This is a genomic window from Actinoplanes flavus (assembly GCF_017592555.1).
GTDB lineage: Bacteria > Actinomycetota > Actinomycetes > Mycobacteriales > Micromonosporaceae > Actinoplanes > Actinoplanes flavus.
This window is the reverse complement of record NZ_JAGFNS010000009.1, coordinates 290,814-316,402: the sequence shown is the minus strand read 5'-3', so window position 1 is coordinate 316,402 and position 25,589 is coordinate 290,814. Positions and strand designations below refer to the sequence as shown.

Genomic DNA, 25,589 nt, shown 5'->3' with positions numbered 1-25,589 from the left:
CCTGGGCCGTTCCCCAAGCCCGGATCCGGCGCCCGTCCCCACGCCGGCCTGACCACCCGGCCGGGCGCGCCGGGGGGCGGCGCGCCCGGCCGGGTTTCAGAGGAGTTCGGCGTCGTGGACCAGCAGGGCGATCTGGACGCGGTTGTTCAGGGTCAGCTTGCTCAGGAGGCGGGACACGTGGCCCTTCACGGTGGGGACGCTCATCCGCAGTTCGGTGGCGATCTCGGCGTTGGACCGGCCGTGGCCGACCAGGACGGCCACCTCGCGTTCCCGGTCGGTGAGGGCGGCCAGCCGGGTCCGGGCGCGGGCCCGGCGGGTCCCGGCCTCCGGGTCGGCGACGTGGTCGATCAGCCGGCGGATCACCGTGGGGGAGAGGGAGGCGCTGCCGGCCGCGACCGACCGGACCGCCGCCAGGATCTCCCGGGGCGGCGTGTCCTTCAGCAGGAACCCGGCGGCCCCGCCGCGCAGCGCCTCCAGCACGTACTCGTCGGCGTCGAAGGTGGTCAGCACGATCACCTCCGGCGCGTTCGGCCGGCCGCGGATCCGGCGGGTCGCGACCAGACCGTCGACCCGGGGCATCCGGATGTCCATCAGGATGACGTCCGGCCAGTGTGCCCCGGCCGCGGTCACCGCCTCCGCGCCGTCGCCGGCCTCGGCCACCACCTCGATGTCCGGCGACCCACCGACCAGGATCCGCAACCCGGCCCGGACCAGCGCGTCGTCATCGACGATCACCAGCCGGATGGGCCGCCCGGGGGTCATGCCGGCCACGGCAGGGAGGCGTCCAGGCGGAAGCTGCCGTTCACCGGGCCGTGGGTGACGCGGCCGCCGGCCAGGGCCACGCGTTCGGCGATGCCGGCCAGGCCCAGCCCGGCGCCCGGCGGCCGCGCGGACGGCGTACCGGTGAAGGGGTTGGTGATCGTGACGCGCAGAGCGTGACCGGCGGCACCCGCCAGGCGCACCGTGGCGGCCGGCTCCGTGCCGTGTTTGCGGGCGTTCGTCAGTCCCTCCTGGACGATGCGGTAGACGGCGCGGCCGAGGACCTCCGGTGGGATGTCCGCGGGCAGCTCGTTGCGGTAGTCGACGGTCATCCCGGCGGCCCGCGCGCCGCCGACCAGCTCGTCCATGTCGCCGAGGCCGGGCTGCGGCGGCTCGGGACGCCCGCTCGGCACACCGATCACGGCCCGCAGCTCCTCGAGGGCCTCGTGCGCGCTGCCGCGGATCGCCCCGGCCGCGAGCGTGAGCTCCTCCGGCGACACCGTGCCGCGCACCTCGAGAGCGCCGGCGTGCAGGCTGATCAGCGACATCCGGTGGGCCAGGACGTCGTGCATCTCGCGGGCGATCCGGGCGCGTTCGGTCAGTCTGGCCCGGTCCTCGCGCAGCCGCTGCTCGGACTCCAGGCGGGCGGCGTGGTCGCGCAGGGAGGTGGTGAGACGCCGGTACGCCTGCACGAACAGCCCCCAGCCGAGCGCCGCCACGGTGACCACACCACGGACCACGAGGTCGACCCAGATGCCGAACTCCGGGCCGTCGTGGAGCGCGAAGTAGACCCCGGCGGTGCCGACGTTGACCGCCCCGAGCACGACCAGGACCGGAAGCCGGAGCCGGATCGCGGCGGTGAACAGCGCCACCGTGATCGGCCCGGTGGCGGTCACCGACACCGCGCCGAACGGCAGCAGCGCCGCCGTCACCGCGAGCGGATGCCGTCGCCGCAGGGTGAGCGCGGCCGCGCCGGCCAGCCCCACCGCCACGTCGGCCGGCCAGGGCAGCGCCGCGCCGGGCCGGGTGGCGTCACCGAGCAGCATCATGCCCAGGCCGTAGGTCAGCGCCGCCACGATCGCGACGGCGTCGGCGAGGCGGTTGCGGGACGCCGCGCGGGGCGCTGCCGGGTCCGGCACCAGCAGGGCGAGGAGCATGCCGCAAACCCTAGGGGTACGGGCGTGGCCGCCGGCACCTACCAAAGTAGGGCCCGGACCCCGTCCGCCGTCCGGTGTGTGTGGACACGGCGGGGTCCCATGCTGCCGGGCATGAAGAGATCTCTCGCCGTCCTCGTTCCCGTGGCCTGGGGAGTGGCCGCCGCCCTGTGGACGCCACGCGGCCCGCTCACCGGCGGCCAGGCCCTCTGGTCGATCGTGATCAGCCTGGTGGTGGGCGTCCTGGCCGGGCGCGTGGCCGGGACCCGCTGGATGATCGTGGGCGCGCCTCTCGCGTACGCCATCGCCTTCGAACTGACGCGGATCGGCGTGACCGGCCCCTCGGTGGACGCGCCGCACCCGAGCGTGCTGGGTTCTCTGGTGTTGATCACCGGGCGTGGCGTGCACGGGCTGCTGGCGCTGTTCCCGATGGCGGCCGGCGCGGCGTGGGGCGGCGGCGTCCGGCGCCGGATCCCGCTCGGCCTGGCCGCGGCCGGGCTGGCGCTGGTCACCGTGGCGGTGGCCGTGCCGGCGCGGACCGAGCGGATTCCCGGTGGCGTCGCCGAACTGGCCGAGGTCGACGGTCTGCGGGTGATGATCCGCGGCCGGGTCCCGGCGGCGCCGGTGCTGCTGTTCGTGCCCGGCCCGCCGGGCGGGTCGATGATCGGCACGCTGCGGCGGCGCCTGCCCGCTCTGGAGGAGCGTTTCGTGGTGGCCACCCTGGAACGCCGTAGCGGGGCGCCGCTCACCCTGGACAGCGAGGTGGCCGACATCGTCGCGGTCACCGAGCACCTGCGCGGACGGTTCGGCCGGGACCGGATCGTGCTGGCCGCCCATTCGGGTGGCTCGATCCCGGCGGTCACGGCCGCGCACCGGCGGCCCGGTCTCTACCAGGCCTATCTGGGTATCGGCCAGGCCGTGAGCCTGCGCGACAGCGACCGGATCCTGTACGCGGACATGCTCGCGTGGGCCCGGTCCGGCGGCCGCGACGACCTGGTGGAGCGGCTGACCGCCCAGGGCCCGCCGCCGTGGCCGGACGTTTTCGACCACGAGCCGTTCCAGCTGCACGCCCCGGAGGTGTACGGGATCGCCGGCCCGCCGTTGGACCTGGGCGTCCCCGAGTACACCCCGCTGGGAAAGGCGCACGTGATGACGACGATGCTGGACGCCTGGGACGCCCTCTACCCGAACCTGCAGGACGTCGACCTGCGCCGGGACGTGCCGGAGCTGGCGATCCCGGCCTGGTTCGTGCAGGGCGGCCGGGAGATGCGCAGTCTGGCGGAGCCGTTCGCCACCTGGTACGCCGCCCTGCGATCGCCGGACAAGCGCCTCGTGGTCTTCCCGGAGTCCGGCCACCATCCGATGTCGGAGGAGCCGGACCGGTTCGCCGCCACCGTGACGGAGCTGCTGTCAGGCCAGCGCTAGGCCCGGGTCGGGGCCGGGGTCGGCGGCCGGCGAGGGGATCCGGTACTCCTCGGTCAGCGTGGTCATCGGTCCCGGCCAGGTCGCCTGCGCCACCTCGATCGGCTTACGGGTCTCGTCGAAGGCGACATGTAGCAGATGGAGCACCGGGGTGTCCGGCCGGATCTGGAGGATCTCGGCCTCCTCCCGGCTCGGCTGGCGGGCGCTGATCGTGTCGGTGGCCGTCGTGTACCTGCGATCCAGCACCTCCTCGGCCTCCTGGTAGAGGGGCCGGCCGAACGCCTCGGGACGCTCCAGGGTGGTGCCGCTGGCGTCGGTCACCCGGAACCAGGAGGCGCCCACCTCCACGGTCGCGTCGTCGGTGCGTACGACGTGCCGCCGGACCAGCATCTCGGTGCCGTCGCGGACCCCGAAGGCGTCGGCCACCTCGGGCGGGGCGGGTTCCCGGCCGACGGCGGTGAGCTGCTGGCGGTAGCGGGCGGCCAGGTCGGCGTGGTAGCCGCGGTGGGCGCCGTACCGGCCGCGGGAGAGCCGGTTCAGGCGGCGGCGGGTGCCCCGGACGTACGTGCCGGAGCCGGGTTTGGTGATCAGGATGCCCTCGACCCGTAGCTGGTCGACGGTACGCTGCACGGTCTGCTTCGCGACGCCGAACATCTCCGCCATGGCCGGGATGGAGGGCAGGCGCTCGCCCGGCTGCCAGTCACCGCGACGGATGCGTTCGCGCAGCTGAGCCGCGATCTGCCGATGCGGGAACTCGGCGGCGCCCGGATTGATGGTCATGACCGTCCCCTTTCCAGCTAGGTTCCTAGGATGCGGCAGCGGTGGTGGTGTCGTCACGCGACGCGCCGAATGAAACCATGAGTGAATTCGGCTATCAGCTATATGGCTCTCAGGAGTCTGGCGGACACGGGCGGTTGGACCCCATACTGAGTGCACGTTAAGGACGGGTCGGTGGATGGGCGGCACTCAGCGGCAACTGAGTGCCGCCCCGGCCTTCTCTCCCCGGAGAGGGTCCTTCTCCGGGGGGAGAACCCGAGGGGAGGGTGGGAGGTGCCGGTCTTCTACAAGGGTCCGCGAGCCGTCATCACGGAGCAGATCGTCGAGGTCTCCAGGGAGAGCCACCGGCGGTTCCTGGTGGCCGAGATGACGGAGCTCCACATCGTGCGTTTCGATCCCGGCCCGGAGGGTGCCGGCCGGCAGTTCCTCGGCGTGTCCGCGCTGGTCGCGGCGGTTGTCGCGGTGCCCCTGGTGGGGCCGGCGTCCGGGCTGCTGGCGGTCCTGGTGTCGGGTGTCCTGGCCGTCAACGCGCTGTACTGGCTGCGTCCCCGGGCCGGCCGGTGGTGGCAGCTGCGGGCCACCTACCACGGCCGGGTGGTCGAGGTCTTCTCCTCCCGTGACGAGCGCGAGTTCACCGGCTTCTGCCGTGGACTGGTCCGCTGCCTGGAGTTTCGTCGCCCCTGAGTGGTTCCGTCGCCCGGTGAGGGCTGGGGTATCCTTCGGCAAGCCGTAAGCGACACGGCAGAATGCCAGGTCGCAGTCACGGTCGATTCGCGACGATTTAAGCGTTTGGTGAGGCTGAATGTCGGCTGCGCGCGACGACCTGCCCGCCGTCTCCAGGCGGCGGGTGCGTCTGGCATTGCGCGCGGCCCGTGAGCGCACCGGGCTCAGCCAGAGCGAGGTCGCCAAGAAGCTCGGCTGGTCGCTGTCCAAGGTGCAGCGGATCGAGCTGGGCGAGGTGACCGTCTCGCCGACCGATCTGCGCGCCGCTCTCACCATGTACCAGGTGACCGACGAGACCCGGATCGCCGAGCTCGTCGAGGAGGCGCGGACGGCCCGCCGCGAGCGGTACTGGACCGCCCCCGAGCACCGCGACCACCTCCCGTCCGGTCTGCTCCAGCTGATGCAGTTCGAGATGGCGGCGACCTCCATCCGGGAGTATCAGCCGACCATGGTGCCGGGGCATCTGCAGACGCCGGCCACCGCCGAGGCGACCCTGGCGTGGTACGGCGCCAATCTCAGCGCCGATCAGCGCCGGGTCCGCCGGGAGGTGCGGCTGGACCGCCGCCGGCGGGTGATCGAGCAGGACGGTGCGCCGGAGTACCGCCTGCTCTTCGATGAATCAGCGCTGTGGCGGATGGTGGGCGGGATGTCGACGACCGCCGACCAGTTCGATGATCTCGCCGCCTCCGCATCCCGGCCCAACGTGCATGTCCGCGTGCTGCCCATGGACGACGGCGCGGTGATGGGCATGTTCGGTGCATTCGCGGTCATCCATCTCGGTGGCGACCCGCCCGACGACGCGGTTCTCTATAGAGAGTCCTACACGCGGGACGAAATGGTAGAGGACGCGCCGGAGGTAAATTTCCACATGGATGTCTTCGAGCGTTTCTGGAAACAGTCGCTCGACGAGAATGCGAGCCGGGCACTCATCCTAGCGCGGGCCTATGACCTGCGCGCGCGTATCGCCCGAGCGCCCGGCAGGGATCAGGACAACGGGTCCTGACATGTCCAGAAAGGTGCGAGATGAAAGACACCACAATGGCGTGGCAGCGCAGTTCGTTCTGTGCGACTTCCGGGTGCATCGAGGTTGCCCAGATTGATGGCACCATCAGATTGAGGGACAGCAAGAATCCCGAGCAACCGCCGCTGGTCTTCACCCAGGCGGAGTGGAGTGGTTTCCAGGACCTCGTTCTCTCCTACGAGAAGTCGTCCTGATTTTGGTCTTCCGTGACGGCGGGTGACTCCGGCTGGGGTCACCCGCCGTCGGCGTCTCACCAGGATCCGGCGGTGGGGCCGGCCGAACCTCCGCGCCGGCGCAGGTACTTCTCGAACTCGCTGGCGATCTCGTCGCCGGTGAGCGGCTGGATCCCGGCGTCACCGACCCGCTCCTCCAGCTCCCGCACGTACTCCCCGAGTTCGGAGTCCTGCTCGGCGGCGGCGCGGACCTTCTTCTCCCAGTCGTCGGCCTGCTCGGCCAGGTCGGCCATCGGCACCGGCAGGTCGAGGACGTCCTCGATCCGGCTGAGCAGCGACAGCGTGGCCTTCGGGCAGGGCGGGTTGTTCGCGTAGTGCGGGACGTGCACCCAGAACGACAGGGCGTCCAGCTCGGCGCGGGTGGCCGCCTCCTGCAGCACGCCGACGATGCCGGTCGGGCCGTCGTACCGGGTGGGGACGACCTTGTACTTCTCGGCTGTCTCGCGGTCGCTGGCGGTGCCGCTGATCGGCAGGGGCCGGGTGTACGGCACATCGGCCAGCAGCGCCCCGAGCAGGACGATCCGGTTCACCTCGAGGCTGTGGCAGATCTCCAGCACCGACTCGCAGAACGTCCGCCACCGCATGCTCGGCTCGATGCCCCGGATGAGCACCACGTCCCGGTCCGCGCCGGGCGGGCTGGCCACCGTGAACCGGGTGGTCGGCCACTCGATCTTCCGGGTCTCGCCCTCGGCCATCGTGATCGTCGGGCGGCTCACCTGGAAGTCGTAGAAGTCCTCCGGGTCGATGCTGGTGACCTCGCGCGCCTCCCACACCTGCTCGAGGTGTTCGACGGCCGCGGTGGAAGCGTCCGCGGCGTCGTTCCAGCCCTCGAAGGCGGCGATGGCCACGGGAGAACGGAGGATGGGGAGGCCGTCGAACTCACTCATGGGGAACAGCCTACGTGCGCGCGGCGGTGCGTACCCGATGGCCGCGCCGGGCACCTCAGGAGTGACGATCTGTATCGACCTTGCTCACTAGCGGTAATGTCGCCCGCATGACCCCCCGATTGACGGTCGACGAGATCCGGGAGCGCACCTACAAGCGGCGGGACTCCTGGTGGACGGTGTGGCTCGTCGATCCGGTGGCGGTGCACCTGGTGCGGTTGATCGCGCCGTGGCGGTGGGTGACGCCGAACCGGCTCAGCCTCCTGGCGTTCGGCGTCGGGGTGGGCGCCGCCGCGTGCTTCCGGGCCGGCTGGCTGATCGCCGGGGCGCTGCTGTTCCACGTGGCGTTCCTGGTCGACTGCCTGGACGGCAAGATCGCCCGGTTGAACGGGACCGGCTCGGTGTTCGGCGTCTGGCTGGACTACGTCTTCGACCGGCTGCGCGTGGTGATCTGCGCGCTCGGGCTGTTCGGCGGGCAGTGGCAGCGCACCGGTGACCCGTTCTGGATCGGGCTGGCCGGGCTGGTGATCTTCCTCGATCTGTTCCGCTACCTCAACGCGCTCCAGATGGGCAAGATCCGGGAGCTGATGCGCGGCGACGGCCCGGAGCCGGCCGACGTGCACGGCGACTTCCGCGCCCGGTTCGGGCTGTTCGGCCGGGTGCGCGGGTTCCTGCTGGCGCACCGGATCCGGGCGCACGTGTTCAGCGGCATCGAGTTCATGATGTTCGTCTTCGTGCTCGGCCCGCTGACCGGCCTGGTCGTGCCGTTCACCGTGGTCGCGGCGGTTCTGTTGACCGCGTTCGAGCTGCTGCTCATCTACAAGCTGTGGCTGACCACCCGGACCTATTCCGCCGAAAACGAAGCATTTATCAGAACATAATCGGCATATGGCTGATCATCTGGATCAAGTGCTCGGGCCGACCGACGACACCGTCAGCTTCATCCAGGCCCGCGGCATGTTCTACGTGACCGCGCTGTGGGTGCTGGCCGCCGCCTGGCTACCGTTGCTGCTGATCACGATCGGTGTCCGGATGGCCACCGGATATCGCCCGAGGGCGTCCGACCTCGTGGTCTTCTTCGAGGCCAGCCTCGTCGTCCCGGCGACCGTGGCGGCTGTGCTCATGCTGGTCGTCTGGCGGCGGCTGGGCTGGCTGCACACCTCGGTACACGGGATCGACTTCGCCGGCACCGGGCGGCAGCCGGTCCATCTGCCCTGGTCCGGGATCGCCGCGGTGGCCCTGCACGGCCGTGGCCCGTTCACCGACCTGGTGATCACGCCGATCGCCGAGGACTACGCCACCCGGCTGCCCGGCAAGGGCGGCCCTCCGCGGGTGCGGCGCCGGGGCGGCGACTTCGCCTACGTCATCGACGTGGGCCTGATGTCCCCCGGACCGGAGGTCCTGCTCGCCGAACTGCACCGGCGCCTGCCCAGCAAGGTCTGACGGGGTCGTTCCCCGAGCGACGCCTCCGCCTCCAACCCTTCCCGGTACGGAACAAGCCGTCCCCGACCGCATCCTCCCCGTCCCGCAGCGCACCGCGATCCCCGTGCGTGGTCCCGCCCGCGAGGCGCCGCCGGGCGGAGATCGGTGGTCCAGCCGGTCCGAGACGACTCCGGGAGCCGGCCGGGGGTGTGACCGGCCGGGCCCGGGTGCTGATGTGTCCGGGTGGCGGGCGGCCGTGTTCCGGGAACGGGCCGGCCCCGGCACGGGGCCGGGGCCGGATCGTGCGCCCGGGTGGGCGCGGGACGTTCACCGACGGGTCAGTCGTGGGCGATGGCGCCCAGGACGTTGAGGCGGGCGGCCCGGATCGCCGGGAGGACGGCGGCGAAGACGCCGACCAGGGCGGCCAGGACCAGGTAGGTGCCCATGCGGGCCCAGGGGAGGACGATCTCGGTGATGCCGTCGTTCTCCAGGGCACGGGCGACCGCGCTGCCCATGCCGGCGCCGACCGCCACGCCGAGGAGGGCGCCGAAGACGGCGATCACCACGGCCTCGACGGTGATCATGCGCATGGTCTGGGCACGGCCCAGGCCGACGGCGCGGAGCAGGCCCAGTTCCCGGGTGCGTTCCAGGACGGACAGGGCCAGGGTGTTGACCACGCCCAGGACCGCGATCAGGATGGCCAGGCCCAGCAGGATCTGGATCATCGTGATGATCTGGTCGAAGACCGCGGCCTGATCGTCGACGAAGGTCTGCTGGTCGGTGGCGGTCACCTCGGGACTGTCCGCGACCAGGGCCTTCACCTGCGGCAGCACCGACGACACCGCGACACCGTCGTCCAGGCGGATGAACCCGAGGACCGGCTGGGTGATGCCGAAGCCCTTGATCGCCTCGGCGGGCAGGATGATGCTGCCGGGCAGCGCGTTCTCGGGGAAGACGTTCACCACCGTGTACGTCCGCGGTTCACCCCTCGCCGTCTGGATCGTCGTGGTCGAGCCGGTCCGCCAGCCGCGCTCGGTGGCCTCCGGCGCGCTCACCGCGATCTCGCCGGGACCCAGCTTCGCGGCCGTGGTGCCGTAGGCCTCCGCCATCCGGGAGAGGTCCTCGGTGGCGGCCACGTACGTCCGGTCGTCGCCGACCGCCACCAGGTCGTTGTAGAGGCCGGCGGCCGCCCGCACCCCGGGGATCCGCTCGGCCTTGTCCAGGACGGCCGGATCGTACGTCGGCGGACGCGGCCCGCCCTGATCGCCACTGATCATGATCTGGGCCTTGAGGATCCGTGCCGCCTCGGCCTTGAGACTGCTCTTCGCCGAGTCCATCACCACGGTCACACCGGTGACCAGGGCGATGCCGACCATCAGGGCGGCCGCCGTGATCGCGGTGCGGCGCGGGTTGCGGCCCGAGTTGAGCCGGCCCAGCCGCCCCGGCACCGACCAGGAGAACAGCCGGCCCAGCAGGGACACCACCGGCCGCGCGATCAGCGGGGTGAGCAGGGCGACACCGATGAAGGTGACCAGCACACCGCCGAGGATCAGGTACAGCGTGGCGTCGCCGGAGTCGGCGAACAACCCGGTGCCCAGAGCCGCCGCCCCGGCCGCGGTCACCACGGTGCCGGCCACGGTCAGCTTGGTGAGCGGCCGGTCCGGGGTGGCGACGTCCTGCATCGCGGCGACCGGCGAGATCCGTGAGGCGCGCAGCGCGGGCAGCACCGCGGCCACCACGGTCACCAGGATGCCGACCGTGAACGAGCTGATCACCGCGGACAGCGGCACCCCGATCGGGGCCAGGTCCATGCCGCCGCTCATGCCGCTGAACAGCGCGCCCAGCCCGGCGCCCGCCCCGACCCCGGCGGCCAGACCGAGGACCGAGGCGATCACGCCGACCACCACGGCCTCCACCAGCACCGAGTTGATCACCTGGCGGCGGCTGGCGCCGATCGCCCGGAGCAGGGCCAGCTCCCGGGTCCGCTGGGCCACCACGATCGAGAACGTGTTGAGGATCAGGAAGATGCCGACGAACAGCGCGATGCCGGCGAAGCCCAGCAGGATCTGGTTGAAGAAACCCATGCCCTCCTTGAGGCTCGAGGAGTTGTCCTCGGCGAGCTGCTCACCGGTCTTCACCTCGTAGCCGGCGCCGAGCACCGGGGCGATCCGGTCGCGCAGCTGCTCCGGCGTGACGCCGTCGGCGGTGCGGACGGTCACCGAGGTGAACACGTCCTTCTCGCCGAGCATCAGCTCCTGCGCCACCGGCGTGGTGAAGGCGACCTCCTGGACACCGCTGATGCTGTCCCGTCCGCCGGTGTAGCCCCAGACGCCGACCAGGGTGAACTCCCGTTTCGGCTGCTGGGTGAGCACCGAGACACGGTCACCGACGGTGAAGCCGGCCAGCTCGGCGGTGGTCGCGTTCATGGCGATCTCGCCGGGGGCCTCCGGGCCGCGGCCGGCGCGCATCTCCATGATCTCGTCGGTGCCGGTCCAGTTCGAGCCGATCCGCGGCGGCCCGAACGACGTGAGCACCTTGCCGTCCGACGCGATCACCCGTGCCCCGTCCGCGTCGACACGGCCGGTCGCCGACCGTACCCCCTCCTGGGTCTTGATGGTCTCCACCACCGAGGCCGGAAGCGGCGCGGCGACCTCCTCGCCCTCCATCTCGGAGACCTCGACCCGCGGTTTCGCGGTGACCGAGACGTCGGTCGAGGCGAAGGCCTCGGAGAAGATCGAGTCGAAGGTGCGGTTGAGGGTGTCGGTGAGCACCAGGGCGCCCGACACGAACATCACGCCGAGCAGCACGGCCAGACCGGACAGGACCAGCCGCAACTTGCGGGCGAGCAGGCTCTTCAGCGTGGCGCGCAGCATCAGAGCATCACCGGGTCGCTCTTGCCGTCCAGCTTCTTCATGGTGTCCAGCACCGTCTCCGCGGTCGGGCCGGCCAGCTCGTCGACGATCGCGCCGTCGGCGAGGAACACCACCCGGTCGGCGTAGCTCGCCGCCACCGGGTCGTGGGTGACCATCACGATGGTCTGGCCGTGCTCGCGCACGCTGGACCGCAGGAACGACAGCACCTCGGCGCCGGAACGGGAGTCCAGGTTGCCGGTCGGCTCGTCCGCGAAGATCACGTCGGGGCGACCCATCAGGGCCCGCGCGCACGCCACCCGCTGCTGCTGGCCGCCGGAGAGCTGGCTGGGCCGGTGACCGAGCCGGTCGCTCAGCCCCACCGTGTTGATCACCGTGTCCCACCACTGCGGATCGGCCTTGCGCCCGGCGATGTCCAGCGGCAGCCGGATGTTCTCCGCGGCGCTCAACGTCGGCAGCAGATTGAACTGCTGGAAGATGAAGCCGATCCGGTCCCGGCGCAGGCGGGTCAGCGCCTTGTCGTTCAGCCGGCTGATCTCGGTGCCGCCGACGTGCACGGTGCCCTCGTCCACCGTGTCGAGCCCGGCGAGGCAGTGCATGAGCGTGGACTTGCCGCTGCCGGACGGGCCCATGATCGCGGTGAAACGGCCCTTGCCGAACTCCACGCTGACCCCCCGCAGCGCCGCCACCCGGGCCTCGCCCGAGCCGTACACCTTCCAGATCGCGTCCGCTCGCGCCGCCACCGGCCCGCCGGCATTCGTCGGTGCCACCACCGTGTCTCCCCCTGTGGGTTTCGTTCGTGTCCGGCCCAGTGTTGCGGCGGAAAACCTCCCGGGCGTCCCCCTGCGGGGGTAGAGGAGGGGGAGATTTGCCTCGGGGAGGCACCCAGGGAACTCTCAGGGAAGCCCCTGAGGCGGACCGGGTCTAACGTGGAAACACCGCCCCGCTCTGGAGGAACACATGCGCGTTCGACCGGTACCGCTCATGTCCCTTCTCGCCGCGATCTCGGCGGCCCTGCTGCTGGCGGCCTGCCTGCCGACCACCACGCCCACCCCCGGGCCCGAACCGACCGGCCCGGCGCCCACCGTCGACGTCACCGGCTCGGTCGACCCCGACGGCACCGACACCCCCGAGGAGTTCGCCAAGGACATGCAGGCCTCCCAGGTCGTCGCCGAACGCTACTGGGCGCAGCGGCTCGGCGGCTCCTTCCAGCCGGTGCGCCAGGTGGTGCCGTACCAGCAGGAGGGCGAGGTGGCGTGCGGCGGGGAGCCGCTGCCGCTCAACAACGCCGTCTACTGCCCGGCCGGCGACTTCATCGCGTACGACGTGAACTGGGCCTTCGACGCGTTCCAGCAGATCGGTGACGCGTTCGTGTTCTACCTGCTCGGCCACGAGTACGCCCACGGCATCCAGGACCGCCTCGGCATCCGCAAACAGTTCACCATCGAACAGGAGCTGCAGGCCGACTGCATGTCCGGCGCGTTCATCGGCGACATGGTCCGGCAGAAGGCGCTGAGCATGCAGGAGAACGACGCCAAGGAACTGTCCGACGGGCTCGCGGCGGTCGGCGACGACCCTGATCAGCCGTGGTTCGCGCCCGGGTCGCACGGGTCGCCGGCCCAGCGGTTCCAGTCGTTCGCGAACGGCTACAACAACTCGCTGAACGCCTGCGGGCTGTGACGGTCGGCTCCGTCACATCCGGTCGGCGCCGGGCGCCCGGCCCACCCAGAATGGTCCGGTGAAACCTGCCGCGGTGCTCTTCGACATGGACGGGACGCTGGTCGACAGCGAGCGGATCTGGGGCATCGCCCTGGCCGAGCTCGCCGTGCACGCCGGGGGGAGGCTCTCCGAGACCGCCCGCCTCGCCATGGTCGGCACCAGCATGGCGCACAGCATGCGGATCTTCCGGGAGGACCTCGGCCAGCCGGACCGCCCCGAGGCGCCCGACGTGGCGTGGCTCAGCGCGCGGGTGCGGGACCTGTTCGCGGACGGCCTGGTGTGGCGGCCCGGCGCCATGGAACTGCTGCTCGCGGTGCGGGCCGCCGGCATCCCGACAGCGCTCGTCACGTCCACCGGGCGGCGGCTCGTCGAGGTGGCCCTCAAGACCCTCGGTGCCGAGAATTTCGACGTCATCGTCTGCGGCGACGAGGTGGAACGGCCGAAACCCGACCCGGAGCCCTACCGGACCGCCGCCGAACTGCTCGGCGTGCCGATCGGGTCGTGCGTCGCCATCGAGGACTCGCCCAGCGGGGTGGCCAGCGCCACGGCGGCCGGGGCGGCGGTGCTGGCGGTCCCGGCCGAACTGGAACTCGAACCGGTCGACGGCGTACATCTGCGCACGTCACTGACCGGCGTGGACCCGCTCTTCCTGGCCGGCCTTCTCACCTGATCCGAGCCGTCGCCACCCCACTCTCCACGCCGCGGCCCACCCTACGGCCCGGTCTGCGCCAGGCCGGACGCGCCGCTCTGTGCCAGGGCCGGACGGGTCGGTCTGTGCCGGCCGGGCGGCGCGGTGTGTGCCGGGCCGGGTGGGTCGGTCTGTGCCGGGTCGAACCGCGCCGGTCTGTGCCGGGCCGGGCGCCGGTCAGCTGCCGGGTCGACGCGCCGCTCTGTCAGGGGCCGGGTGGGGCGGTTTGTGCCGGGCCGGACGGGTCGGTCTGTGCCGGGCGGGGCCGGGCCGGGGGTCAGATGCCGGGGCGGACCAGGCCCGTCTCGTAGGCGAGGACCACGGCCTGGGTGCGGTCGCGCAGACGCAACTTGGTGAGGACGTGGCCGACGTGGGTCTTCACCGTCGTCTCGCCCACGCCGAGGATCGTCGCGATCTCGGCGTTGGACCGGCCGCGGGCCACGTGCACCAGCACCTCGCGTTCCCGGCCGGTCAGCGGGCCGAGCCGGGCGGCGGCCGAACCGTCCGCGGCCGTCGGCAACGCCCCGGCCAGCCGGGTCAGGACCCGGGCCAGGATCGGTGGGGCGATCACCGCGCCACCGGCGGCCACCGCCCGGACCGCGGCGATCAGTTCGTCGTGTGGGGTGTCCTTGCAGAGATAGCCGCTCGCCCCGGCGGCGACGGCCGCCACCACCTCGTCGTCGGTGTCGCGCTCGGTCAGGACCAGAACCCGGACCGCCAGCCGTGCCTCGGTGACCGCCCTGGTCACGGCCAGCCCGTCGAGGCGCGGAAGAGCTACATCGACGATCAGTACGTCGGGGAGCAACCGCCGGGCCAGATCGACCGCCTCGGCCCCGTCACCCGTCTCCCCGGCGACGACGATCTCCGCCAGCCCGGGGACGCCCACCAGCTCGCCGGGTGATGCCGGTGAGGGCACGTCCACCGGCTTGCCGTGTGGTGCCGATGTGGGTGCGCTTGTCGGCTTGCCGTGTTGTGCCGGTGTGGGTGCGCTTGTCGGCTTGCCGTGTGGTGCCGGTGTGGGTGCGCTTGTCGGCTTGCCGTGTTGTGCCGGTGTGGGTGCGCTTGTCGGCTTGCCCTGTGGTGCCGGTGTGGATGCGCCTATCGGCTCGCCTTGCGGTGCCGATGTGGGCGTGCCCGCCGGCCTGCCGTGCGACGCCGGTGTGGGGACGCCTACCGGCTCGCCGTGCGATGCCGGTGTGCCCACGCCGCCGTGCGGCCCGGTGAGAACGGCTCGCAGACCCGCCCGCTGGAGTGGGGCGGCGTCGGCGAGAAGCACCCGGAGCGGTTTCATCGGCCGGTGGGGTGCGGATGGCGGAGGTGGGCGGAGTCAGCCAAGAGGGTCGTCCCGGAGCAGGGTGGCGACCCGGTCCGGCTCGGCGCCGGAAGTGAGGTCGGTGATCGCGGCGGTCTCCGGATAGGGCGGTGGGGTGCCGCCGAACTCCGGGCACAGGCTCTGGTGGCTGCACCAGCCGCAGAGGCGGCTGGGCTTGGGACGGAAGTCGCGGTCGCGTTTGGCGCGCTCGATCGCCTGGGAGAGGGCGAGCAGGGTGCGTTCGAAACGCTCCAGCTCACCGGCCTCGGGGCTGTAGTCGAGGGCCTCGGCGTCCTTCAGGTAGAGCAGCCGCAGCGCCCGGGGAACCACGCCGCGGGTGCGCCACAGAACCAGGGCGTAGAACTTCAGCTGGAACAGGGCCCGGCCCTCGAACGCCTGGCGGGGTGCACCGCCGGTCTTGTAGTCGACGACCCGGAGGTCACCGGCCGGGGAGACGTCGAGGCGGTCGATGTAGCCGCGCAGCAGCAACTCGTCGCCGATCATCGTGGAGATCAGGCTCTCCCGCTCGGCGGGCTCCAGGCGACGTGGATCCTCCACCGCGAAGTAGCCGGCCAGCAGGTCGCGGGCGCCGGAGAGGAAGGCCGCGATCCGCGCGGCTTCGGCGGCACCGGACGGAACGTCGACGAGCGCGGCCTGGCCGGTCGCGTCGGCCTCGGCCGCCACCGCCGCCGGGTCACGCATCAGCCCACCGCCAGCTGCTGGGCTCTGCTGGCCGCCGGCTGCGGGGCCGCTCTGTCCGCCGGCCGCAGGGTCACTCAGCTGGCCGCCGGCCGCGGGGCCGCTCTGCCCGCCGGCCGCAGGATCGCTCAGCCGGCCGCCGGCCGCCGGGTTGCTCAGCTCGCCGTCCGTCGCAGGGTCGCTCACGCCGCCGTCCGTCGCGGGGTCGGTCTGTGTGCCGGCCGACCGGGCGGCGGGGGAACCGGACGGCCCGGCGGCCACGGGTGGCTCGGCGGCGAACAATGACGCCAGCTCGGGCTCCTGGGCGACCAGCTTCTCCCACTCGGGGGCGACGAGCGCGGCCGCGGCCTCCGGGGTGCGGTCGGCGGCGGGCAGGTCGAACAGGCGTTCCAGGACGGCGTGGATCAGGGTGCCGCGGACCTGGTCGGCGGAGGGCGTCTCGGGCAGCTTGTCCACCGTGCGGAAGCGGAACAGCAGCGGGCACGTCTTGAAGTCGGCGGCCCGCGACGGCGACAACGACGGCCCGGACGGCGCCGCCATCCGGCGGCCGCGCCCGCCCGGCGCCGGGCCGTCGGCGGCCGTGACCTGGCCGGGAACGGAGGCGGGGGCCGGGTCACCGGGCTGCGGGGGTGGGGAGACCGGCTGGGCAGCCATGGGAGAGAGCGCCGTCATGTCTCAAGAGGCTAGGCCAGGGGTACGACGAAAAACGCGGGGTGGGTACCGCGCGGGCGTGTCCGTAGCATCGATCGCGTGGAGCAGAGCCGGACACCGCAGGTCCCGCCGCCGGCCGACGGGCGGCCGGTGGGGCACGTCGCCGGCATCCCGGTGCATGCGAACGCGTCGATGCTGCTGCTCGGGGTGCTGGTCACCGTGGTGTATGGGAACTACGCGCAGGCCGAGCTGGGGTTGGCGCAGCCCTGGGCGTACCTCGTGGGTCTGGGTTTCGTGGTCTGTCTGCTCGGCTCGGTGCTGTTGCACGAGCTGGGCCACGCGCTGACCGCCCGCCGGTTCGGGATCGGCGTGCGCCGGATCACGCTGGAGCTGCTCAGCGGCTGGACCGAGATGGACCGGGACGCGCCGGCGCCCCGGGTGGACGCGCTCGTCTCGCTGGCCGGGCCGGCCGTGTCGCTGCTGCTGGGCGGGGTGGCGACGGCGGCCGCGCTGGTGCTGCCGGAGCGGACCGTGCCCGGGCAGATCGCCTTCCAGCTGGCGGTGAGCAACGTGCTGGTGGCGGTCTTCAACGTGCTGCCGGGCCTGCCGCTGGACGGTGGCCGGGCGTTGCGGGCGGCGCTGTGGGCGATCCTGAAGGACCGCAACCGGGCGACCGTGGCGGCCGGCTGGGCGGGCCGGGTGCTGGCCCTGATCACCGCGGCGGTCGTGGTGACGCTGCATCTGACCGGCCTGTTGACCCTGCTCGGGCTGATCTTCGTGCTGCTGGTGGTGCTCACCCTGTGGCAGGGGGCGGGGCAGTCGATCCGGCTGGGCCGGATGACCGGCCGGTTCCCGCTGGTCGATCTGGGCGCGCTGGTCCGGCCGGTGCTGGCGGTCCCGGCGGGCACGCCGCTGGGTGAGGCGCAGCGGCGCCGGGCCGAGGATCCGCGGCCGGACGTGGTGCTGGCGGTGGCGGACTCGGCGGGCAGCCTGACCGCGGTGGTGGATCCGGTGCAGGCCGAGCGGGTGCCGGTGGACCGGCGGCCGTGGGTGAGCGTGGAGAGCGTCTCCCGTTCGCGGGACGCGCTGACCGCCCTGCCGCTGGGATTGACCGGCGAGCAGGTGGTCCGCGCGCTGCAGGCCCACCCGGGTGCGCAGTACCTGGTGACCGCAGGCGAGGATGTCGTGGGCGTCCTGCGGGTCGCCGACGTGGCCGCCGTGCTGGAACCGAGGCGCGCGAGCCGTACCTGACGGACCTTTGGGAAAGAAGAGCAGTGACCACAACCCCGACCACCGCCGTCGACGACTCGGTGCCCGCGCACCGCGGACCGTTCCGGGCGGGTGACCGCGTTCAGCTGACCGACCCGAAGGGCCGGATGCACACCATCGTGCTGGAGCCCGGGAAGGCGTTCCACACCCACCGCGGCGCCCTGGAGCACGACGACCTGATCGGCCTGCCCGACGGCAGCGTGATCACCGCGTCCAGCGGCACCGCCTACCTGGCGCTGCGGCCGCTGCTGTCCGACTACGTGCTGTCGATGCCGCGCGGCGCGCAGGTGATCTACCCGAAGGACGCGGCGCAGATCGTCGCGATGGGCGACGTCTTCCCGGGCGCCAAGGTGCTCGAGGCGGGCGCCGGCTCGGGCGCGCTGACCTGCTCGCTGCTGCGGGCCGTGGGCAGTTCCGGCGAGGTGCACAGCTATGAGCTGCGCGACGACTTCGCGGCGGTGGCCCGGAAGAACGTGGAGGCGTTCTTCGGCGGCCCGCACCCGGCGTGGCATCTGCACCACGGTGACGTGGCCGGCAACGACATCACCGGTTTCGACCGGATCATCCTGGACATGCTGACCCCGTGGGAGGCGCTCGACATGGTCGAGAAGTCGCTCGTCCCGGGTGGCGTGTTCATCGGCTACGTGGCCACCACCCCGCAGCTGTCCGAACTGGTCGAGGCGCTGCGCGAGCGGGGCGGCTGGACCGAGCCGCGGGCGTGGGAGTCGCTGGTCCGCGACTGGCACGCCGACGGGCTCGCGGTGCGGCCGGACCACCGGATGATCGCGCACACCGCCTTCCTGGTGTCGGCGCGCAAGCTCGCGCCCGGCGTCACCGCGCCGCCGCGGCGCCGCAAGCCCAGCAAGGGCGCGGAGGCGTACGCGATCCGCAAGGCCACCCAGGCCGCTCTCGCCGCGCAGCGGGAGGAGTCGACGGGGGAGTGACCGTCTCCATCGCGGTCCGGTAGGTTCCTAGCGATCGGGACGACACGGAGGAGCGCCAGCCATGAGTTCTCCGCCCTTCGGCGGCAGCAACGAGATGCCCGCGGTCTTCCCGGACTGGTCGCCCTACCCGGACCTGGATTCGGCGGCCCGCGCCTACCTGCGTGATCCCGAGGTGGCGCTGGAGGCGCTGTTCGGGGTGCTGCGCGGCGCCCAGGTGCTGTGCTTCACCCTGGAGCGCTTCGTCAACGAGGTGAACGGGGTGTGGCAGGAGGTCGTCGTCTGCGACGGCAGCCGGCTGGTGCTGTGGCACGGGGAGGACGTGGCGCCCGGCGACGGCCCGGCCGGCGCGATGACCTCGTCGCTGCGGGTGGTGCCGCTGTCCACGGTCACCGAGGTGGGCTGCCGGCGGCGGCTGACCCGCACTCCGAACGGGCAGGCGCGGGTCGACAGCATCGACGTCTACCTGCTGCTCAGCTCGGTCGACGACGCGGTGCCGCCGCCCGGCGTGGGCGAGGAGGAGGGCCGTGCCCCGCTGCGGCACGACGCGCTGCGCTTCGGCAAGACGCTGGACGACGGCGGGCCTGGTCAGATCGCCCGGCTCGAGGAGTTCTCCCGGGTGGTGGCGTCCCTGGTCGGGCGTCCCACCCTCTGACCGTCACTCACCTTCACTCGCGCGGCGGCGGTCAGTCGGCGCCGGGGCCGGCGACCGCCGTGCCGTCGGACGCCCGGACCACGTGGATGCAGTCGCCGGGGCACTCCTTGGCCGAGTCGACGACCTCCAGGAGCAGGCCCCTGGGCACCCCTACCCGGGCCCCCGGTTCCTGCCGCAACTCGCCGGAGTGGTCTTTCACATAGGCGAGTCCGTCGATGTCCAGTTCGAACACCTCCGGGGCGTACTGCACGCAGAGTCCGTCACCGGTGCACAGGTCCTGATCGATCCAGACACGCAGCTCATCAGTGTCAGCCGACACTTCTACCTCCCACAACCGGTGACGGCTGACGGTACCCGAAGTCTGTCCGACCGGCTCAGGTGCGGTCGGACCAATCGATCAAGAGTCGGTGACGAGGGTGTTGCATGGGTCAAAATCGGTTTCCGAACGGCTAGTGTTGACCCAAGACGTTCGAGCCCCCCGGGGAGGTGGGACGTGGCACGTAGCGACGAAGCGGACTCCCGCGCCGCGCGAGCGGAGAAGGAAGTCAACGATCTCTCGAGTCAGGTCGCGTTTCTGCAAGAGGAACTCGCTCTGGTCCGGCGGAAGTTGACGGAGAGCCCCCGACACCTCCGGCAGCTCGAGGAACGGCTCGCGGCAACGCAGGCGCAGCTGGCCCGAGTGACCGAGAACAACGAGCGGCTCGTGGCGACCCTCAAGGAAGCCCGGGCCCAGATCGTCACTCTCAAGGAAGAGATTGACCGGCTAGCCCAGCCGCCCAGCGGCTACGGCGTGTTCCTGACGGCCCACGAGGACGGCACGGTGGACGTGTTCACCGGTGGCCGCAAACTGCGGGTGGCGGTCTCGCCGTCGCTCGCCACCGACGAGCTCCAGCGGGGCCAGGAGGTCCTGCTGAACGACGCTCTCAACGTCGTCGACGCGTTCGGCTTCGAGCGCACCGGCGAGGTGGTGCTGCTCAAGGAGGTCCTGGACAACCCGTCGGGTGGTCCGGCCGACCGGGCGCTGGTGGTGTCGCACGCCGACGAGGAGCGCATCGTGTTCCTCGCCGACTCGCTCGAGATCACCAAGTTGCGCGCCGGCGACTCGCTGATGATCGAGCCGCGCTCGGCGTACGCCTATGAGCGGATCCCGAAGAGCGAGGTCGAGGAGCTCGTCCTGGAGGAGGTCCCCGACGTCGACTACAGCGACATCGGTGGCCTGCACTCGCAGATCGAGCAGATCCGCGACGCGGTGGAGCTGCCGTTCCTGCACGCCGACCTGTTCCGGGAGCACCAGCTGCGCCCGCCCAAGGGGATCCTGCTCTACGGCCCGCCCGGCTGCGGCAAGACCCTGATCGCCAAGGCGGTGGCCAACTCGCTGGCCAAGAAGATCGCCGAGCGGCGTGGCGAGGAGAAGCACACCAGCTACTTCCTCAACATCAAGGGCCCGGAGCTGCTGAACAAGTACGTGGGCGAGACCGAGCGGCACATCCGCCTGGTCTTCCAGCGTGCCCGGGAGAAGGCCGGCGAGGGCACCCCGGTGATCGTGTTCTTCGACGAGATGGACTCGATCTTCCGGACCCGTGGCTCGGGTGTCTCCAGCGACGTGGAGAACACGATCGTTCCCCAGCTGCTCAGCGAGATCGACGGTGTCGAGGGCCTGGAGAACGTGATCGTCATCGGTGCCTCCAACCGGGAAGACATGATCGACCCGGCGATCCTGCGGCCCGGCCGTCTCGACGTGAAGATCAAGATCGAGCGCCCGGACGCGGAGGCGGCGAAGGACATCTTCGCCAAGTACATCCTGGCCGACCTGCCGCTCAGCTCGGACGACCTGACCGAGCACGGTGGCAACCGGGACGCCACGGTGGCCGCGATGATCGAGGCCGTCGTCCTGCGGATGTACACGGAGACGGAGGAGAACCGCTTCCTGGAGGTCACCTACGCCAACGGTGACAAGGAGGTCCTGTACTTCAAGGACTTCAACTCCGGCGCGATGATCCAGAACATCGTCGACCGTGGCAAGAAGATGGCGATCAAGGAGTTCCTCACCTCCGGCAAGAAGGGGCTCCGGCTGCAGCACCTGCTCGACAGCTGCGTCGACGAGTTCCGGGAGAACGAGGACCTGCCGAACACCACCAACCCCGACGACTGGGCCCGGATCTCCGGCAAGAAGGGCGAGCGGATCGTCTACATCCGTACCCTCGTCTCCGGCGGCAAGGGCGCCGAGGCCGGCCGGTCCATCGAGACCGCCACCAACACCGGTCAGTACCTGTAACCAGCACGTGCGGTGGACGGGGCCGGAGGGTTCTCCCTCCGGCCCCGTCCTCGTTCGACAGTCGCCCGGCCCGGCTACGCGCTGAGCGAACAGCGCCCGCCGGCGTGGCCCGGCCCGGTCGGTTATTTGCGCTATCTGCTTTATGTCCCGGTCCTCGCGGCGGCCGTCCACGCCGCCGGCCGGCCGCTGATCGGCGCGCCGCTGCTCACGGCGGGTGCCCTCGGCACGGCCTGGGCAGGTCACCGGTACGTGGAGCGTCCGGCCCGATCGCCCGCCCGCCGGCTCCCGATGATCAACATCGCCACGCAAGGTGCCGACGCGCGCACGGGCAGCTTCGGAAAGCGCCATGAGAGCGTCTAGGCTCGATGCATGAGCAGGCTTGGCCTCGTGGCGGACAGCGCGGTCCTAAAGAACAGGGTGGTCGCATGAGCGTTCGACGGATTATGGGCACCGAGGTGGAGTACGGGATCTCGGTGCCCGGTCAGCCCGGCGCCAATCCGATGGTCACGTCGTCCCAGGTGGTCAACGCCTACGGCGCCCGCCCCGAGCTCAACCGCAACGGCCGCGCGCGCTGGGACTACGAGGAGGAGTCCCCGCTGCGTGACGCGCGGGGCTTCACCTACTCCGGCGCCGCCTACGACCCGGCGGAGGCACTCGCCGACGAGGACCTCGGCCTGGCCAACGTGATACTGACCAACGGCGCGCGGCTCTACGTCGACCACGCCCACCCGGAGTACAGCACGCCCGAGGTGACCAACCCGCTCGACATCGTGAAGTGGGACAAGGCGGGCGAGCGGGTGATGGCCGAGGCGTCGCGGCGGGCCGCCACCATCCCGGGCGCCCACCGGATCCAGCTCTACAAGAACAACACCGACAACAAGGGCGCGTCGTACGGCGCCCACGAGAACTACCTGATGCGCCGGCAGACCGCGTTCGCCGACATCGTCGCCCACCTCACCCCGTTCTTCGTGACCCGGCAGATCTACTGTGGCGCCGGGCGCGTCGGCATCGGGCAGGACGGCAGCGGCTCCGGCTTCCAGATCTCCTCCCGCGCCGACTTCTTCGAGGTCGAGGTGGGTCTGGAGACGACCTTGAAGCGGCCCATCATCAACACCCGGGACGAGCCGCACGCCGACGCCGACAAGTACCGCCGGCTGCACGTGATCATCGGCGACGCCAACCTCTCCGAGATCGCCACCTACCTCAAGGTCGGCACCACCGCCCTGGTGCTGAACATGATCGAGGAGAAGGTGTTCACCGGCGAGCTGGGCATCGCCGACCCGGTCTCCGAGCTCAAGGCGGTCAGCCACGACCCGGCGCTGGGGCATCTGATGCGGCTGCGCGACGGCCGCCGGCTCACCGCACTGGACCTCCAGTGGGCCTACTACGAGCGCGCCCGCCAGTTCGTCGACGACCGGTACGGCCAGGACGCCGACGAGCAGACCCTCGACGTCCTGGACCGCTGGGAGGACGTGCTGGACAAGCTCGGCCGCGACCCGATGCTGCTGTCCGACACCCTCGACTGGGTGGCCAAGCTGCGGCTGCTGGAGGGCTACCGGGAGCGGGAGAACCTCGGCTGGTCCTCGCCGAAGCTCCAGCTCGTCGACCTGCAGTATTCGGACGTGCGCCCGGAGAAGGGCCTCTACCACCGCCTGGTGGCCCGCGGGTCGATGAAGACCCTGTTGGACCCCGACGACACGCAGCGCGCCATGTACGAGCCGCCGGAGGACACCCGGGCCTACTTCCGGGGCCGCTGCCTGGCGCAGTACGCCTCCGAGGTGGTCGCCGCCAGCTGGGACTCGGTCATCTTCGATGTGGGCCGGGAATCGCTGGTCCGGGTGCCCATGATGGAGCCGGAGCGGGGCACCAAGAAGCACGTCGGCCAGCTCTTCGACACGTGTGAGAGCGCCAAGGATCTGCTCGAGGTGATCACGAGCCGGTAATAAAACACCCGTTCCGGCGGGACTTTTCGTCATAGGCGCGAGGTAGGTTTTTCCCAACCCGATGGTGCAGGACTTCGGGTGGCTTCAGAAGGGGGCATCCATGGCAACCCGAGACACAGGTGGTCAGTCGCAGAGCGGGAAGGGCCGCAGCGACCAGGAGATCGAGGACGTCACCGTCGAGGCCAATCCCGAGGTCGCCGAGCGGCACGCGGAGATCACCGAGGACGTCGACGACCTGCTGGACGAGATCGACTCCGTCCTGGAGGAGAACGCCGAGGAGTTCGTGAGGGGATACGTCCAAAAGGGCGGTCAGTGACCGTTTTGTCCGCTTGTAAGTGACCGGACGTCGCCGTTTCGGCGGCGTCCGGCATTTCCTCAAGACATGTCGATGGCGTTGATCGCAACCGCTCGCTTCGGCGGGATATTGTGCTTCAACTGCACGTACCTGAAAGGAACCACGTGGCGACGGGCTTTGATCCATCCGGGCGTCTACCGGATTTCTTCACCAGCACTTCGACGTCCTCCTTCACGCAGTTCCTGAGCCAGGCCGCCCCGGAGCTGCTACCGGGCCGGCGGCCGCTTCCCCCGGGCCTGTCCGCGGACATCGCGCCGCACGGCACCACGATCGTCGCGATCGCGACGGCCGACGGTGTGGTGATGGCCGGTGACCGCCGGGCCACCATGGGCAACCTCATCGCCAGCCGGGACATCAAGAAGGTGCACCCGGCCGACGCCTACTCGCTGATCGGCATCGCCGGGACGGCCGGGATCGGCATCGAGCTGATCCGCCTGTTCCAGGTGGAGCTCGAGCACTACGAGAAGATCGAGGGCGCCATGCTCTCGCTCGACGGTAAGGCGAACCGTCTGGCGGCCATGGTGCGCGGCAACCTCGGCGCGGCGATGCAGGGCCTGGCCGTGGTGCCGCTCTTCGCGGGCTTCGACCTGTCCCCGTCCGACCCGGCGCGGGCCGGGCGGATCTTCAGCTTCGACGTGGCCGGCGGCCTCTACGAGGAGACCGGCTACGAGGCGATCGGCTCCGGCTCGCTGTTCGCGAAGTCGGCGCTGAAGAAGCGCTACCGGGCCGGGCTGAGCACCGACGACGCGATCAACCTGGCGGTCGAGGCGCTGTACGACGCGGCCGACGACGACACCGCGACCGGCGGGCCGGACGTGACCCGCAAGATCTACCCGGTGGTGATGACCGCGACGGCGTCCGGCACCCACCGCCTCAGCGACGAAGAGATCACCACGGTGGCCGAGCGGGTCGTCGCGGGCCGTATGGAGAACCCGGGCGGCTGACCCGCGCTTTTCGAGAAAGAGGAGGTAGCCACCCGTGGCAATGCAGTTCTACGCGTCGCCCGAGCAGGTCCAGCGGGACCGCTCGGAGTACGCCCGCAAGGGCATCGCCCGCGGCCGGTCGGCCGTGGTGCTCACCTACGAGGGCGGCATCCTGCTGGTCGCCGAGAACATCACCACCCTCCGCAAGATCAGCGAGATCTACGACAAGATCGCGTTCGCCGCGGTGGGGCGGTACAACGAGTTCGAGGCGCTCCGGCGGGGCGGCGTCCGGATGGCCGACATGGTCGGTCTGAGCTACGACCGGCGTGACGTGACGGCGCGGGCGCTCGCCAACACGTACACGCAGACCCTCGGCGCGATCTTCTCGGAGACGCAGAAGCCGTACGAGGTGGAGATCTGCGTGGCGCAGGTCGGCGCCTCACCGGAGTCCGACGAGCTGTACCGGATCACCTACGACGGCTCGGTCATGGACGAGCCCGGCTTCATGGCGATGGGCGGCCAGGCCGAGGCGATCGGCAACGTGCTGCGCGAGCGGCACGACGCGACGGCCGAGCTGACCGTGGCCCTGGCCCTGGCCGCCGAGGCGCTCGGCAGCGTCGGCGGGGAGAACGGCCAGGCCCGCACCCTGACGCCGAAGCAGCTCGAGGTCGCGGTCCTGGACCGGCGGCGGCCGGGCCGGGCGTTCCGGCGGATCACCGGGGCGGCGCTGACCACCCTGCTCGAGCACGAGCCGGTTCCGGAGGCGGAGCTGGGCGACGTCGACGCGGCGCCGCCCGCGCCGGCCGAAGGCAAGCCGACCGAGTCGGCCGCGTCGGAGGACACCGAGAAGTAGCGGTCGGTTCGCACGATCGCGGGGCGTGGTCGCCTGGACCA

At 71.4% G+C, this 25,589-nt stretch carries 25 protein-coding genes and 2 pseudogenes; 17 read left to right on the top strand and 10 right to left on the bottom strand.

Annotated elements, in window-relative coordinates; translation table 11 throughout:
• Positions 1–96: 96 nt before the first annotated feature.
• On the bottom strand, positions 97–762 hold the full coding sequence (locus J5X75_RS16405) for a response regulator transcription factor (RefSeq protein WP_208468246.1): 666 nt from the start codon (positions 760–762) through the stop codon (positions 97–99).
• Positions 759–1,916, bottom strand: a complete 1,158-nt coding sequence (locus tag J5X75_RS16400; protein WP_208468245.1) for a sensor histidine kinase — start codon at positions 1,914–1,916, stop codon at positions 759–761. Before J5X75_RS16400 ends, J5X75_RS16405 begins: the two co-directional genes overlap by 4 nt.
• Before the next feature lie 111 nt (positions 1,917–2,027).
• On the opposite strand from J5X75_RS16400, the gene J5X75_RS16395 reads away from it, so the two are divergent.
• Entirely contained in the window at positions 2,028–3,338 is a 1,311-nt protein-coding gene (locus J5X75_RS16395) for an alpha/beta fold hydrolase (RefSeq protein WP_208468244.1), read from the top strand.
• Here the strand turns inward: J5X75_RS16395 and J5X75_RS16390 are convergent.
• On the bottom strand, positions 3,324–4,115 hold the full coding sequence (locus J5X75_RS16390; RefSeq protein WP_208468243.1) for a GntR family transcriptional regulator: 792 nt from the start codon (positions 4,113–4,115) through the stop codon (positions 3,324–3,326). The two genes, J5X75_RS16395 and J5X75_RS16390, sit on opposite strands and share 15 nt — an antisense overlap.
• Before the next feature lie 270 nt (positions 4,116–4,385).
• Between J5X75_RS16390 and J5X75_RS16385 the strand changes: the two genes are divergently transcribed.
• From J5X75_RS16385 to J5X75_RS16375, 3 genes are all read left to right on the top strand, one after another.
• A complete protein-coding gene (locus J5X75_RS16385; protein WP_208468242.1) occupies positions 4,386–4,796 on the top strand; it encodes a DUF6232 family protein in 411 nt (136 codons plus the stop codon).
• 118 nt (positions 4,797–4,914) lie between these two features.
• Complete coding sequence (locus tag J5X75_RS16380; protein ID WP_208468241.1) at positions 4,915–5,838, top strand: helix-turn-helix domain-containing protein; 924 nt, start codon at positions 4,915–4,917, stop codon at positions 5,836–5,838.
• Between the two features lie 20 nt (positions 5,839–5,858).
• Positions 5,859–6,050 (top strand): DUF397 domain-containing protein, encoded by a 192-nt coding sequence (locus J5X75_RS16375; protein WP_208468240.1) that lies wholly within the window; start codon positions 5,859–5,861, stop codon positions 6,048–6,050.
• 56 nt (positions 6,051–6,106) lie between these two features.
• On the opposite strand, the gene J5X75_RS16370 is transcribed toward J5X75_RS16375, so the two are convergent.
• Complete coding sequence (locus tag J5X75_RS16370) at positions 6,107–6,976, bottom strand: PAC2 family protein (protein WP_208468239.1); 870 nt, start codon at positions 6,974–6,976, stop codon at positions 6,107–6,109.
• A gap of 107 nt (positions 6,977–7,083) precedes the next feature.
• Between J5X75_RS16370 and J5X75_RS16365 the strand changes: the two genes are divergently transcribed.
• Together J5X75_RS16365 and J5X75_RS16360 are read left to right on the top strand one after the other, a co-directional pair.
• Complete coding sequence (locus J5X75_RS16365) at positions 7,084–7,854, top strand: CDP-alcohol phosphatidyltransferase family protein (RefSeq protein WP_208468238.1); 771 nt, start codon at positions 7,084–7,086, stop codon at positions 7,852–7,854.
• A 7-nt stretch (positions 7,855–7,861) separates the two neighbouring features.
• Positions 7,862–8,416 carry a hypothetical protein gene (locus tag J5X75_RS16360; protein WP_208468237.1) on the top strand — a complete coding sequence of 185 codons (555 nt, stop codon included), beginning with the start codon at positions 7,862–7,864 and terminating at the stop codon, positions 8,414–8,416.
• A gap of 317 nt (positions 8,417–8,733) precedes the next feature.
• On the opposite strand, the gene J5X75_RS16355 is transcribed toward J5X75_RS16360, so the two are convergent.
• Both J5X75_RS16355 and J5X75_RS16350 read right to left on the bottom strand, forming a co-directional pair.
• On the bottom strand, positions 8,734–11,268 hold the full coding sequence (locus tag J5X75_RS16355) for an ABC transporter permease (RefSeq protein WP_208468236.1): 2,535 nt from the start codon (positions 11,266–11,268) through the stop codon (positions 8,734–8,736).
• Positions 11,268–12,035: an ABC transporter ATP-binding protein gene (locus tag J5X75_RS16350; RefSeq protein ID WP_208468235.1), complete on the bottom strand. Its 768-nt coding sequence runs from the start codon at positions 12,033–12,035 to the stop codon at positions 11,268–11,270. Before J5X75_RS16350 ends, J5X75_RS16355 begins: the two co-directional genes overlap by 1 nt.
• 190 nt (positions 12,036–12,225) lie before the next feature.
• Here J5X75_RS16350 and J5X75_RS16345 point away from each other — a divergent pair, with 190 nt between their 5' ends.
• Both J5X75_RS16345 and J5X75_RS16340 read left to right on the top strand, forming a co-directional pair.
• The gene (locus J5X75_RS16345) at positions 12,226–12,945 is read left to right on the top strand and encodes a neutral zinc metallopeptidase (protein ID WP_208468234.1); all 720 of its coding nucleotides are present in this window, start codon (positions 12,226–12,228) and stop codon (positions 12,943–12,945) included.
• Between the two features lie 73 nt (positions 12,946–13,018).
• Entirely contained in the window at positions 13,019–13,654 is a 636-nt protein-coding gene (locus tag J5X75_RS16340; protein ID WP_208468274.1) for an HAD family hydrolase, read from the top strand.
• Between the two features lie 295 nt (positions 13,655–13,949).
• Here J5X75_RS16340 and J5X75_RS44345 read toward each other — a convergent pair whose 3' ends face one another.
• The 3 genes and pseudogenes from J5X75_RS44345 to J5X75_RS45985 all read right to left on the bottom strand — a co-directional run.
• Positions 13,950–14,588 carry a LuxR C-terminal-related transcriptional regulator gene (locus tag J5X75_RS44345; RefSeq protein WP_307798112.1) on the bottom strand — a complete coding sequence of 213 codons (639 nt, stop codon included), beginning with the start codon at positions 14,586–14,588 and terminating at the stop codon, positions 13,950–13,952.
• 411 nt (positions 14,589–14,999) lie between these two features.
• Positions 15,000–15,731: pseudogene (locus J5X75_RS45990) on the bottom strand (RecB family exonuclease); the annotation flags it as partial.
• Between the two features lie 222 nt (positions 15,732–15,953).
• Positions 15,954–16,223 (bottom strand): annotated as a pseudogene (locus tag J5X75_RS45985) (RecB family exonuclease); the annotation flags it as partial.
• 210 nt (positions 16,224–16,433) lie between these two features.
• On the opposite strand from J5X75_RS45985, the gene J5X75_RS16325 reads away from it, so the two are divergent.
• From J5X75_RS16325 to J5X75_RS16315, 3 genes are all read left to right on the top strand, one after another.
• Positions 16,434–17,585, top strand: coding sequence for a site-2 protease family protein (locus tag J5X75_RS16325; protein ID WP_372450891.1), 1,152 nt, complete (start codon positions 16,434–16,436; stop codon positions 17,583–17,585).
• Between the two features lie 23 nt (positions 17,586–17,608).
• Positions 17,609–18,547: a tRNA (adenine-N1)-methyltransferase gene (locus J5X75_RS16320; protein ID WP_307798111.1), complete on the top strand. Its 939-nt coding sequence runs from the start codon at positions 17,609–17,611 to the stop codon at positions 18,545–18,547.
• A 61-nt stretch (positions 18,548–18,608) separates the two neighbouring features.
• Positions 18,609–19,199: a hypothetical protein gene (locus J5X75_RS16315; protein ID WP_188126163.1), complete on the top strand. Its 591-nt coding sequence runs from the start codon at positions 18,609–18,611 to the stop codon at positions 19,197–19,199.
• A gap of 31 nt (positions 19,200–19,230) precedes the next feature.
• Here the strand turns inward: J5X75_RS16315 and J5X75_RS16310 are convergent, their stop codons facing one another.
• Complete coding sequence (locus J5X75_RS16310) at positions 19,231–19,518, bottom strand: ferredoxin (protein WP_208468232.1); 288 nt, start codon at positions 19,516–19,518, stop codon at positions 19,231–19,233.
• A 174-nt stretch (positions 19,519–19,692) separates the two neighbouring features.
• Here J5X75_RS16310 and arc point away from each other — a divergent pair, with 174 nt between their 5' ends.
• The 6 genes from arc to prcA all read left to right on the top strand — a co-directional run bounded on the left by arc (position 19,693) and on the right by prcA (position 25,548).
• On the top strand, positions 19,693–21,474 hold the full coding sequence (gene arc, locus J5X75_RS16305; protein WP_208468231.1) for a proteasome ATPase: 1,782 nt from the start codon (positions 19,693–19,695) through the stop codon (positions 21,472–21,474).
• A gap of 126 nt (positions 21,475–21,600) precedes the next feature.
• Positions 21,601–21,834, top strand: a complete 234-nt coding sequence (locus J5X75_RS16300; RefSeq protein WP_208468230.1) for a hypothetical protein — start codon at positions 21,601–21,603, stop codon at positions 21,832–21,834.
• A gap of 65 nt (positions 21,835–21,899) precedes the next feature.
• Complete coding sequence (dop, locus tag J5X75_RS16295; protein ID WP_372450890.1) at positions 21,900–23,417, top strand: depupylase/deamidase Dop; 1,518 nt, start codon at positions 21,900–21,902, stop codon at positions 23,415–23,417.
• A 100-nt stretch (positions 23,418–23,517) separates the two neighbouring features.
• Positions 23,518–23,733: a ubiquitin-like protein Pup gene (locus J5X75_RS16290; RefSeq protein ID WP_106320381.1), complete on the top strand. Its 216-nt coding sequence runs from the start codon at positions 23,518–23,520 to the stop codon at positions 23,731–23,733.
• 143 nt (positions 23,734–23,876) lie between these two features.
• Positions 23,877–24,716 carry a proteasome subunit beta gene (gene prcB, locus J5X75_RS16285; RefSeq protein ID WP_208468229.1) on the top strand — a complete coding sequence of 280 codons (840 nt, stop codon included), beginning with the start codon at positions 23,877–23,879 and terminating at the stop codon, positions 24,714–24,716.
• Positions 24,717–24,750: 34 nt separating this feature from the next.
• Entirely contained in the window at positions 24,751–25,548 is a 798-nt protein-coding gene (prcA, locus tag J5X75_RS16280; RefSeq protein ID WP_208468228.1) for a proteasome subunit alpha, read from the top strand.
• Positions 25,549–25,589: the final 41 nt, after the last annotated feature.